This is a genomic window from Succinivibrio dextrinosolvens (genome assembly GCF_900116345.1).
Classification (GTDB): domain Bacteria; phylum Pseudomonadota; class Gammaproteobacteria; order Enterobacterales; family Succinivibrionaceae; genus Succinivibrio; species Succinivibrio dextrinosolvens_B.
In genome coordinates this window covers 42,132-54,972 of record NZ_FPAH01000005.1, presented here as the reverse complement: position 1 = coordinate 54,972, position 12,841 = coordinate 42,132, and the positions used below count along the sequence as shown (strand labels likewise).

Annotated in this window: 9 protein-coding genes; 3 read left to right on the top strand and 6 right to left on the bottom strand. The window is 37.3% G+C overall.

Annotated features, from left to right (window positions below):
- Window positions 1-11 precede the first annotated feature (11 nt).
- The 3 genes from BM308_RS02680 to rpoE all read right to left on the bottom strand — a co-directional run bounded on the left by BM308_RS02680 (window position 12) and on the right by rpoE (window position 2,195).
- Entirely contained in the window at window positions 12-899 is an 888-nt protein-coding gene (locus BM308_RS02680; RefSeq protein ID WP_074942752.1) for a MucB/RseB C-terminal domain-containing protein, read from the bottom strand.
- A gap of 63 nt (window positions 900-962) precedes the next feature.
- Window positions 963-1,577: a sigma-E factor negative regulatory protein gene (locus BM308_RS02675; RefSeq protein WP_074942751.1), complete on the bottom strand. Its 615-nt coding sequence runs from the start codon at window positions 1,575-1,577 to the stop codon at window positions 963-965.
- Between the two features lie 21 nt (window positions 1,578-1,598).
- Window positions 1,599-2,195 (bottom strand): RNA polymerase sigma factor RpoE, encoded by a 597-nt coding sequence (gene rpoE / locus BM308_RS02670; RefSeq protein ID WP_074942750.1) that lies wholly within the window; start codon window positions 2,193-2,195, stop codon window positions 1,599-1,601.
- A gap of 318 nt (window positions 2,196-2,513) precedes the next feature.
- Between rpoE and nadB the strand changes: the two genes are divergently transcribed.
- Window positions 2,514-4,112, top strand: a complete 1,599-nt coding sequence (nadB, locus tag BM308_RS02665; protein ID WP_074942749.1) for an L-aspartate oxidase — start codon at window positions 2,514-2,516, stop codon at window positions 4,110-4,112.
- A gap of 274 nt (window positions 4,113-4,386) precedes the next feature.
- On the top strand, window positions 4,387-7,758 hold the full coding sequence (locus BM308_RS02660) for a mechanosensitive ion channel domain-containing protein (protein ID WP_074942748.1): 3,372 nt from the start codon (window positions 4,387-4,389) through the stop codon (window positions 7,756-7,758).
- Window positions 7,759-7,836: 78 nt separating this feature from the next.
- Here BM308_RS02660 and BM308_RS02655 read toward each other — a convergent pair whose 3' ends face one another.
- Entirely contained in the window at window positions 7,837-8,763 is a 927-nt protein-coding gene (locus tag BM308_RS02655) for a helix-turn-helix domain-containing protein (RefSeq protein WP_074942747.1), read from the bottom strand.
- Window positions 8,764-9,174: 411 nt separating this feature from the next.
- Between BM308_RS02655 and BM308_RS02650 the strand changes: the two genes are divergently transcribed.
- Window positions 9,175-11,205 carry an LTA synthase family protein gene (locus BM308_RS02650; protein ID WP_177214401.1) on the top strand — a complete coding sequence of 677 codons (2,031 nt, stop codon included), beginning with the start codon at window positions 9,175-9,177 and terminating at the stop codon, window positions 11,203-11,205.
- Between the two features lie 74 nt (window positions 11,206-11,279).
- On the opposite strand, the gene lpcA is transcribed toward BM308_RS02650, so the two are convergent.
- Together lpcA and dnaQ are read right to left on the bottom strand one after the other, a co-directional pair.
- A complete protein-coding gene (gene lpcA, locus BM308_RS02645) occupies window positions 11,280-11,858 on the bottom strand; it encodes a D-sedoheptulose 7-phosphate isomerase (RefSeq protein ID WP_074942745.1) in 579 nt (192 codons plus the stop codon).
- A gap of 8 nt (window positions 11,859-11,866) precedes the next feature.
- Window positions 11,867-12,796, bottom strand: coding sequence for a DNA polymerase III subunit epsilon (gene dnaQ, locus BM308_RS02640; RefSeq protein ID WP_074942744.1), 930 nt, complete (start codon window positions 12,794-12,796; stop codon window positions 11,867-11,869).
- Window positions 12,797-12,841 lie beyond the last annotated feature (45 nt).

Genomic DNA, 12,841 nt, shown 5'->3' with positions numbered 1-12,841 from the left:
AAATTGTAGTTTTATTTGGAATCTGAGATTTTGGAAAGAATCAGAGAGCACAGATCTAAAGGTATTTCTCCCACCACAGCATACTCATTATATTTACTGTTTTTTCTCATAACAGAAAGAGTTCCATCTGTTGCAGAAACAATATTAAGAGAAGACTTGCTGTTTTTATAGACCTTGAATTCAACAATTCCGTCAGAAAAAATCTGATATGAGATTTTATCACCTTCAGATGATTCTTCTTCGCCCTGTCTTTTAATGGAAAAGTTAGCAGGAATTACAAGTTCAGACCAGACCACAGGGAAATCGTTTTCCTCTGCAGTAGACATTTTCTCGATTCTATCAAATGTTTCATCAGGAAAAGACAGATTAATAGCGGCTGTAGAATGGACAGCCGTAACAGTAAACTTTGCAACAACTGCCTGATTAGGAGCAATCACAGCAAGTTCCACAGGAAGATTGGTATCCGCATCTTTGGAGACAATAAAACCGTATCGAATTTCATCCACAGGAGAAAGTCTTAAAACAGTTACCTTTCTGCCTGCAAGGCGGGTTCTGCCAAGAATACTGCAGTCATAGCCCCTGAGATTGGAATCATTGGAGAAAATCTTGTCCCAGATTAAAGTCTGATGCCAGATTAAAGGTCCAACAAAACCACGATTCTGATTGTAGTCAAATCCTTTGTTTTTTCTGATGGAATATCCAGAAACCTCATTGTTCAGAGATTTCCAGGTTGTATAAGGAATACCGTTCTTATTCAGATGAATCAGAGATAAAGGCTCCATTTCAGACTGAGCTGACTGAATTACAGTTGCCTCTATGTTGGAGTTTACATAGGTATTCTTTAAGGAATTAAAATCAAGCTCACACTGCTCGCCTTCAGTTGCATTGGCGGGGGGCATAAATAAAAAAACCGCAGTACATAAAGCTCCTGCGGTTATTTGAATAAATCTTTTCATATAAAACTAATTATTTGAAGCTGTGTCCAGTACATAACCTCTAATGTAATTATTTATACGGTCAACTTCAAGTTTTTGTTGTTTCTTAAGCTCAATATTATTAGCTGAAGCACTATCCTTGTCAGACTTATCCTGATTCAGCTTAATCTCATTTGAGCTTTTACGGTTGGTCTGATAGCTTGCAAGATTTGCTGTGCCGATTGCACCAATGGTTGATGCGGCAGAAACCTCATTTGAAACTGTACCCTCGGCGTTATAAGTCTGATAGCCGATAATGGTAACTGCTGCAACAGAGGCAGCAATTGCCATCTGAGCAATACCGAATGAAACCTTCTTAAATACATTCCTGAATGAATGATAGGAAACAGTCTCAATTTCAGTCTGATCAACAAGGTCAGGAGTAATCTTCTCATCCTTGATTCGATTCATTACAGATGATGCAAAATCTGACTTCAGAGTGTTGCCAGTCATCTCATTTCTGAGTGTTGCACCTATCAGAGACCAGTTCTGAAGATGCTCAATATCATTCTCAGAAAGTTCTAGTTTTCCTTCTGGTAAATTCTCTCCGTCATACAAAGCAGACTTCAGCTCTTCTTTGTCAACATTCTGAAAATTCATCATAGTTACTCCTAAAGTAAATCGTTACTTTCCAGCAAATTTAGACATCTTTTCCTCGATGAACTGTCTGGCTCTAAAGATTCTAGATCTTACTGTTCCTAGCGGGATCTGCAGCAAATCTGCCATATCCTCGTAGGACATGCCTTCAACTTCCCTTAGCATAATTGCCTGTCTAAGCTCCTCAGGAAGTTCATTCATCGCACTTAATATCACCTGCTGTAATTCTTGCGATTCTATTATTTTATCTGGCGACTCTCTGCTTGTAAGAACACCTTGAGAATCAATTGACTGAAATTCTTCTGAGTCAACATCTATATGATTCTTTCGTTTGCTGTTGGACTCCAGATAAGTCTTCGCAGCGTTCACTACAATTCGATATAGCCAGGTGTAAAACGAACTTTCGCCACGGAAATTGTTAATTGCCTTGTAGGCCTTTATAAAGGCTTCCTGTGCAACATCATTCACATCTGCCGAATTTCCTACAAACTTGGAAATAATCTGGGCAACCTTGTGCTGGTATTTTATTACCAGAATGTTGTAGGCACTAACATCTCCCTGCTGCACCCGCTTAACAATAGCCTCATCGCTGGAGGCTTTTTGCAGATTTTCATCGGATGCCATGTTTTACCTTTACCTTTTTTGACCAAGAGTTTTTTTTAAAGTTCAAAAATTTTTTAACGGATTATCAAACTATGATATTTATCACAAAAAAATTAACGACTATTCATCTAATTAAGTAATTTTGACATTCTATGTCAGCTAAAGCAAGTAAGCACCTTTAAAACTGAAACTTTATGACAAACATCTATGTATTTATATGGTGCATAGAAGACTAACAATATGTGTAAAGTACAAAAATACGATCACTCGTTGTAGAATCTTTAAGCTAAATCAAACATTCATTCATCATCGACGCTTAAGCGCCTTAGGATAATTAACATGAACTATACAACAGACTGCCTTATTATCGGCAGTGGTGCAGCGGGACTAACCCTTGCATTAGGTCTTGCAGAAAAGACCAAGGTAATTGTTCTCTCAAAAGAAACAGCTTGTGCTGGATCAACAAATTATGCTCAGGGTGGAATTGCCGGAGTCTATAACATAAAGGATGATGACGACAGTATTGCCGCACATATAAAGGATACATGCATTGCCGGTGGATTCCTTTGTGACGAGAAAACAGTTGAATTTGTGGCTAAAAATGCCCATGATGCAATTCAGTGGCTTATTGATTCAGGCGTTCCATTCGACCTGAAAGAAGAAAAAGCCTCCGACGAACAGTCTCCTTACCATCTGCATCGAGAAGGCGGTCATTCACACAGAAGAATTTTCCATGCAGAGGATCATACTGGTAAATCAATTCAGGAAACTCTGACTGATCTTGCAAGAAAACACCCAAACATCACCCTTCTTGAGAATCACAACGCAATTGATCTTGTAACCACAAGAAAACTTGGCCTAGCCGGAAACAGAGTTATAGGTGCCTATGTATTAAATAATGAAACCTCTCACGTCGAGACAATAAGTGCAAAATTCATTGCCCTGTGTACCGGCGGTGCTTCAAAGGTTTATCAGTACACCTGTAATCCAGAAGTATCCTCAGGAGATGGAATCGCAATGGCCTACAGAGCAGGCTGCCGCGTAGCAAACATGGAGTTTAATCAGTTCCATCCAACCACTCTGTTCTGTGATGCAGACAGAAACTTCCTGCTAACAGAAGCTTTACGCGGAGAAGGCGCCCAACTGAAAAGACCGGATGGCACCAGATTCATGCAGGATTATGATGAAAGATTAGAGCTTGCCCCAAGAGATATTGTGGCAAGAGCTATCGATCATGAAATGAAAAAACTAGGTGCAGACTGTATGTACCTGGATATCTCTTTTAAAGAACCAGAGTTTGTAAAAAAACATTTTCCAACAATTTATGAGCGCTGCTTAAAAGTAGGAATTGATATTACCAAACGACCAATTCCTATTGTTCCAGCTGCACACTTTACCTGCGGCGGAATCATGGTTGATAACAATGCAAGAACCGATATAGAGAATCTGTATGCAGTAGGTGAATGCGCATACACCGGATTACATGGAGCTAACAGACTTGCATCAAACTCCCTTTTAGAGTGTGTAGTCTACGGCAAAGCAGCTGCAACACATATTCTGAAACATCTGACCGATGCAGAGTTATCACCTATCCCAGACTGGGATGAAAGTCAGGTAACAAACTCAGATGAGGAGGTTATCATCACCCATAACTGGCATGAGCTCAGACTTACAATGTGGGATTATGTTGGTATTGTCAGAACCAACAAGAGACTTGAAAGAGCAATGCACAGAATTGAACTTCTGAAAAAGGAAGTTCATGAGTATTACTCAAACTTCAGAGTAACAAGAAATCTTCTGGAACTTCGAAATCTTCTGGATGTTGCTGAAATCATCGTAAAATCAGCAATGATGAGAAAAGAATCTCGCGGCCTACATTACAATGTAGACTATCCTAATCAGGAAGAACATTCAGGTCCAACTATACTGAATCCTTAAGTTTAATTATTTTTTCGACCAGGATTTTTCCTGGTCGACTATTGTTACTCATTTCTTCCACTCCTCCTCAAAAAAAGCTCACTCAACTTTCTGATTCATATTAACAAAAAAACACTTAAGATAATTACGCTCCAAACAGGTAATTGCTATGTTTTAGCAATGTGATGAATGGTATAATTTGCAGGAATTTAATGTATACAGAAAACAAATACAGCACATCACAAATAAATAACAGCTGATTTGTTATTAAACCAGTACTCGGATCTCTCTTAGTATGAAAAAAATTCTATCGCTAATAATCATTGTCTTATTCAGCATTTCAACAGCCATTGCCCAGCCTCATGCTGAATCTCAAAACAATTCTCTTTCAACAAGATTTGGTCAGATAAAACTACCTTCAACCAAGGAACTGACTGCAGCGATTAGTAGTACAAAGGACAATTCAACACTTTCTGAAAAAGACAAAGAAAAGCTTATCGCCACCTATACAAAAGCTATAGAAAAAAACGAAGAAATATCAGATACAAAAGAAAAACTCTCGGGTTTGAACAAACTGTTTTCTACAGCAAAAAAAAGAATTGTTGACTATTCAAGAAAGATTCACGAAGAAAAGAAGAAAACAGTTATAACCGATTCAGAACTGGAATCTCTATCATATCAGGAAGTTTCAGATAAACTAAAGGCAGATACCGAAGCCTTATTACAGGAAAACATTCTTCTGGAAAGAGCAACACAGTATCATAATGATGTACAGACTCTCCCTGAAAAATCACAGAGTACCGTAACCTTTAATAACGAACAGACAAAATCACTAATAGCAGAGATTGACAATAATCCTGATACAGAGAATATGCTTAACCGAGCATATGCAACTATTATTTACGAGACCACTCTTGAGAATAATCTGTATAAGACTCAGCTGTCTAATATTTCTATTCTGCAAGATATATCTACCCTGGAGCTTGAATATTCAACCTTAAAATACAACCGACTGAATGCAGAGATCAAAAAATTATCCGACAGATTAAAGGTTCTTGATTCCAGTGCGGATAATAAAGAATCAAAACTTGATAATGAAACTGTTAAGAATAATCCTTTGTTAAAAAAGATTATCAAGGAGACAAATGAAGTCAAAAACTATCTGTCTCAGGCAAAGGAAATGTATTCTGAATATAAGGAAACCAATAAGGAAGTACGTGATGCAAATCTGAAGGTTACTCAGATTGAAAAGAATCTTGACAGTCAGATAAAGGAATTAAATAAGAGTCTGATTCTTTCAAGACTGTTAAATAAGCAACTGACCTCTCTTCCAAAAGTCAAAATCAAATATGATGTTGATGAGAAAATCGCCAATATCAATATATATCTTTACGAAATCAGGGAAAGACTGAACCAGATCAACGGTGTTTTTGAGGAAGTTGAGGAAGCGATCAAAAAATATCCAGAACTTGAGCCATACCGTGAAGATGTTATCTCCATTTATGGGCAGAGAAAGGCTACTGTCAGTGAGATTTATCAGGTTATTGCAGATTCTCTGAACGAAAATATCGAAATCAAAGTCAATTACGCCAGTTACAAGAAGATTTACGACAAAATCAGTGCCGATATCGGAGAACAGCTGTTCTGGGTAAAATCCAATCAGCCAGTTGGCAACGAATTTTTGAAGCTGTTCCTGCCTACAGCAAACTACGAATGGGAATCTTTAAAACAGAAGCTGTCTTCAAAAGCATTTCTTTCTGATACTACTAAAACCTTGACCACGCTTTTACTGCCTTATTTGCTGATATGTGGAATCGTTCTGATATTCATAAGAAAGATAAAAGATAACAACAACAGACTTGCAAGAAGGTTGGACAGCGCAACAGACTCTGTATTTCTGACTCCACTTGCTCTATTTAATAACATGATTCTTATGATTCCAGGAATGGTCTGGATGATTTGTCTGGGAACCATCATTATCTGTGTGGCCTTAGGAGAGACTCATTCGCAGCGTTCTGTTATTACAGCGATGCTCATGCACATTTTCGTCTTTGTATTTTTCATGCAGATCCTAAAGCCAAATGCACTGGTGCAGAGACATTTCAGTGTTGAGCCTTACAAACTTGCCCATTACAGAAATATTCTGAGCGGAGTCTGGACCTTTGCTCTTCCACTACTGATCTTTGCAAATGTTGCAGAAACCGACGCTGTAACTATTTATTCTGATTTAACTTCATTTTCTGTAGTTCTGCTCTCCTGTATCGGTCTGTTTATCATTTCATTTAGACTACTGATAAACAATCTGAGAGATCTAAATTACACCTCAGCAGGTTACATAGCTTCCTGTTTAATCGGTATTCTGATTACGTCGATTGCAGCTGTTTCCGTTTCTTCAGGATACCTGTATACCGTTGTAAAACTGACCAACAGAATCGCCTATACCTTCTATATTGTATTGGCATATTTCCTTGTAAGTCAGACTGTTCATCGAATGATATATGTCCTTACAGTAAAGATTTACGAGAAAATCTATGGAAATAACGTGTATTCAGACAGCTCTGATCACAAGGGCAACATGATAATAAGTCTTGTATCAGTTTTGAATCTGAATGCTCCTGCTCTATGTGCCCGTATCTATAAAATTGCCAGAATAATTCTAATCGTCGTAACCGCAATTCTTCTGTACATACAGTGGAGTGACCTGTCTTCTGTACTTCGTTATCTGGATACTGTTCATATCTGGAGCAAGACTGAAATTATAAACGGAGCCCATGTTGTAACAGATTACTTATCAATAGCCAACATCCTGTTTGCTATATTCCTGATTTTAATAACCAGCTTCCTAAACAAAACCCTGCCGGTTCTGTTTGAAAAAATTATTCTTATAAGAAAGGACGAAAGATTTAAGAGTACCAGTTATTCCGTAAAAGTAATTTCATCATATATTATTATTGGACTGGGACTTATATCTGCTGCAGGAGCCCTTGGCATTAAATGGGAAAATCTACAGTGGTTGGTTGCAGCTCTTTCTGTTGGTCTAGGTTTTGGTCTTCAGGAAATATTTGCAAATTTCGTCTCTGGTATTATTCTTCTGTTTGAAAGACAGCTTCGTGTAGGCGATATCATCACCCTAAACGGACTCTCAGGAACCGTAAGCAAGATTCGTATACGTTCAACAACTGTAATGTCCTTTGAAAACAAGGAAGTAATGATTCCAAACCGAGAATTCATCACTTCGGCCCTTACCAACTGGTCATTAACAAGCTCTATTACAAAAATGGAGTTTAACGTCGGTGTTGCCTACGGAACAAACATTGAGAAAGCTAAAGGAATTCTTAGAAATATTATTAACAGATGCCGTTATATTGCAAAAGATCAGGCATCTCTCATCTACGTTAAGGCATTGGCTTCAAGTGAGGTTACCTTAGCCTGTGATATCTATGTAACCAAGATCGGTGACAGAAAACTTGCTATTGATTATCTTTCACAGGAAACCTTAAATTCCTTTGCCAACGCTGGAATTGAAATTCCGTTCAATCAGATGGATGTTCATGTTAAAACTCTAGAACAGCAGGAATTCATTGATCAGCTTAAGCAGGGGCTTTTTTCCAGAAACGCTGAACAGCTGAAGTTAAACAGTTCAGATGAGAGTTCAAAAGAAAAATAAGGAAAATTAGACCTTTTTGCTGCAAAATAGGTAAAAAAATCAGATTTTGCAGCAAAAATAAAGAAAAAAGATAAAAAACTAGTAAATAGAATAATCGTCAGCGCCAAGTCTTCCAAAATTGCCAGAGGATTTTGACTTTCTATAGGCAAGAGGAGTCTGTCCAAATTTAATTTTGAATAGCTTAAAGAAATAACCGATATTATCAAAACCATGATCAAGAGCTATATCCGTTATGGATTTTGAGGTCAGCACAATTTCCTGACAAGCTCTTCTCAATCTCAAATCATTTATAAAATCCACAAAACTCATACCTGTACTCTTTTTAAAATAACGGCAGAAATACTGTCTTGATACTTTTAAATAATTGGCAGCATCATTCATGGAAATTTTTTCTGAATAATGATCATTAATAAAAGTTAATAAGTCTTTAATTTTTTGCTGTTTATGCTCAAAATCCTCAGTTTTTGATAGAGAATCAGTCAAAAATAGACCATTTTCATACATAATAGCCAATAATTCCACCAGGTGGGCTTTGATTCTCAAGCGCATTGATCCACTCTGAGAAGATGCATTATCAATGATAAATCTTAAAAGGCGATCAGCGCGCTCAAAACATTCCATATCCTTAGTTATCAGGGGAGGCATCTGTTTACCACCTTCGGTAAGGAACTTAAGAAGTTGAGCTTCGACTTCATCAAAATAATTAAATTCAACAATTGAAGGATTAAAAACCAGAGAAGACTGATCGGAGCCTCTTTTAATAACAAGATTATGAAGGACATTACCAGGTGAAATCGCAATGCATGGGCCCTCAATCTTGTACTCTTTCATAGCATAATTAAAGATAAAGGTTCCTTTTTCAAAACGGTTGATTTCAACCTCAGGATGCCAGTGCATTCCTATGTTTATATTGAATTTCTTTCCTCTGCAGAAATAACTTGCAAGAGGAAAGACATTGGAACCATGCTTGGTGTTTTCTTTTAATTCTTTCTTCAGTTGAGGCATTTGCTCTTCTCATTATCATCCAGATATAGAATATCTAGAGAATATTAACCTTATTATTATATTTATTATTTGATTGAAGACAGGAGAAACAATTCCTGCTACAGCTGAATTTTACCTAAAAACAGCCAACAAAAAATTCAATCATAATTACACAATATTAAACCATTTTTTAAAATCAGTTTTTATTTTCTTCTATGAATAGTTCTCAAAACAAAAAAAATGACCAATATTTTCCCTGTTTATATTGTTCCTAATTTTAGTTCTCATTGATTTTTAAGCAAAATATTTTTTATAAGCAAAAAAATATACTTTCAGTGTATAATTTTGCGTTTAATGGAGAATACAAAAGAAAAAAGTTGAAGGAAAATTATGTTTTTTTCACAGATAGTTTGTAATCGCGCACAGGAAAATATGCGATTTTTCCTATCCAGAATATTTGGCGGTATGCTTATATGCCTAGCAGTCTTACTAGCTGCCAGATTTATTCTGGTATTCAGTTTTGTAAAAGATCAGTATTTTCAGCTTTCCTTAGATGAACAATTCAATTTCTGGCTATTATCCTTAAGATTTGATCTGAAAGTTACCACTATTGCCTACGCACTTCCTTTACTGATTGCATTTATAACCTTTATTAACAAAACCTTTCTATTTTTCAAAGGATTTATTAAGTACTACAACACGCTGATATTCTATATTGCACTTATATTCAGTATTGTTAACTACTTTTACTTCAAGACCTATGATAAATCCATAGATACCTTTATCTTTGCAATATCAAAAGAAGATCCTCTTGCTGTTATCAAAACAGTAATCAATGATTACCCTGTGGGTATTGGAGCAATTGGACTTCTGCTGGCATTTTTTATTTACAAGTATGTCGCAACAGCTATCTTTAAAAAGCTTGAAGGTAAGGTTTACGTTCCTGACAATAGAAGAAAGACCGTTTTCGGCATTATTGTTCTTACTCTGGTATTTTTTGGATTCATCCGCGGTTCATTTGGAACCTTCCCTTTAAGACAGCTGAATGCGCAGGTAACCGATAAACCAGGTATCAATTATTGTCTGCCAAATGGTCCTCTTGCCTTTTACTGGGCATATAAATGGGAGAAAATCTCAACAAAAGTCCCTACAGTCAGCCCTTCAGAAATCCTTAAAACCTATCAGGAATTAGGGATTGAAATTGAAGGAGATACTGTTTCAGCCTTGTTTAAACCATTAAAGAAACATACCGCTCAGAATGATTTCCTAGAGCAGAATCGTCCAGACATTGTTTTCAATGTCATGGAAAGTATGAGTACCCACATGATGACTTTCGATGATGAGAAAGAAAGAGATCTAATGGGGGAACTACGTAAACATTTCAAGAGCGATTTTGTTTTCCGTAATTTTGTCTCTGAAGGTGATGGTACCTCAGACAGTATGACCAGAATGCTGGTTTCTTCTCCTGATCTGAACCTATCAACTTCAATCTATTCAGGAAAGGATTACATCTGCAATATTGCAAAGCTGTTTAATGATGCAGGATATGAAACCATATTCATCACAGCTTCAACAGCATCTTGGAGAAACTATGATAATTTCCTGAGACAGCTTAATTTCAGCAGAGTAATCGAAAGAACTCAGGTCCTGAGAGATTTCCCAAATGCTACCTCTGGTGCCTGGGGCATTGATGATGAATATCTTTTTAAGGAAACATTTAAGATCCTGTCTGAAAAGTCAGATAAACCTCGCTTTATCATGACCCTTTCAATTACCAATCATCCACCATTCAGATTACCATCTGATGTTGAGATTCAGAAGGTATCACTTCCAAAAGAAATTCTGGACAGATTCCCTTATGAAGATACGGAAACCATATTTGCAACTTTCAGATATGGCAATGATCAGCTAGGCAGATTCATCGATATGGTTAAAGCAGATGAAAAATTAAAGGATAATACCTTTATTGCAGCAACCGGTGACCACAATATGAGAGGAATCGGCTATACAGACCATCCAACCGAGCTTGTTTTTGGTCACGAGGTTCCATTCTATCTGTACATGCCTCAGAAGTATATTCAGAACACTAATGTTCATTATGATAAGGAACGTCTGGGCTCACAGAAGGATATAATCACTACTATAGCATCTCATGCTCTGTCAGATCATGAGTTCCACTCTTTTGGCTGTGATCTGCTTTCAAATGAAAAATGTAATTTCCCATTTGCCTTCAACAGCAGTGTTGCTGTTTCATACGAGAAGACGCATGCCTGTGACATCAGTACAGTAGAAAGACCAATATCCTATGATTTTACTCAGATGGAGAATTTAATGGTTGACTCTAAACCAGGCAACCGAAACTGTACTAAGGAAGCTGCGATGAAGAAGCTTGAGACCCAGCTGTATTATCTGCAGGCCAATAAAGCAGAAACAGATGATTATGAAAATCAGAAAATTGAGTAAATCAGAATAGATAGTTTTACAAGAAATTGAGATGAACAGAATACCGTTATTCAAACAAATAACGGTATTTTTTATTACTTGGAGAGGAGCTCCTCAATACCACGGATCATAATATGAATAATCATGGTATGAACTTCCTGAATTCTGTCTGCATAACCAAAATGAGGTACGATAATTGGAAGATCACATAGATCTTTCAGCTTTCCGCCGTCTTTACCCAGAAGAACAACTGATTTAATCCCCTTTTCTTTGCAAACTCTGCAGGCCTCAATAATATTCTTTGAATTTCCAGAGGTTGAGATACCAAGGAACACATCCCCCTTAAAGCCCATTCCTTCAAGGAATCTTGAGAAGATATAATCATAGCCATAATCATTACCTACACATGAGATATGACTTGGATCGCAGATTGCAATTGCAGGATAGGAAGGGCGATCATTACGGTATCTTCCGGTTAATTCCTCAGCAAAATGCATTGCATCACACATGCTGCCACCATTACCGGCAGATATGATCTTTCCATTGGTCTTAATTGAATCAGTCATCATATAAATAGCTTTTTCGATGACTTCTCTTGTATCTTTCTGCTCTATAAAATCGTTAAGAACTTTCAGTTCTTCTCGTAAATCATCAAGTACATCAAAAGATAACATTACATCTCCTATTTCTTTCGACCTAAAACTCTATCAAGCCAGGCTTCCTGAGCTTCATTATCTTTCTTTTTAGCTTCGGCTAAAACTTCACGCTGCTGAGGAGTAAAGATCTTCTCGAGCATCATATTTTTCTGTTCAGATAATCTTTTTTTGAAATCGCCTTTCTTCTCATCTTCACCTTTGACAAGTAATTCCATGTCAAAAGCGTCAGACCAGTCACTTCCGGCAACAGAAGGCTGACCTTCCTCTCCTTTTCTGAGCATATGGGTCTGAGCCAGAGAAAGCATTTTTTCCATGTGTACGACATGACACTCTTCACTCAATGGCATGATAGGTATTTTAATTCCCTCGGGTCTTACCCATTTTTCGTTAACTACGACTTTATCTTCTTCTGAAAAATTCAGAGAAGCCTGTCCGCCGGTCATAGCCAGATAGACTTCTGCCAGAATCTGAGCATCAAGCAACGCTCCGTGAAGAGTACGGGAGGATCTGTCTACTTCATAGATATTACACAGATTATCCAGATTTACCTGATGGCCAGGACAAAGTTTCATAGCAAGTGAAACGGTATCCACAACAGTGGCCATATCACTCGTCTTTTCATTAAGCCCCATCATGAGCCACTCTTTATCCATAAAACCGACGTCGAACTTTGCGTTATGGATCAGGAGCTCAGATCCTCTGATGAAATCTATAAGCTCATGTGCAACTTCACTGAATTTTGGTTTGTCTTTGAGGAATTCATCTGAAATACCATGCACTTTAAAAGCTTCATCATCAACATGTCTTTCAGGATTAACATAAAGCTGAAGATTTCTGCCTGTAACCTTACGATCGATGATTTCAACACAGCCTACTTCGATAATTCGGTGTTCTCCAGGAGTACCATCGTCAGATTTACCTGTAGTTTCTGTATCAAGTGCAACTTGTCTTTTCAAAATACATTCTCCAATATTGTCTTTCCATTTTAGCAAAATTTGTTT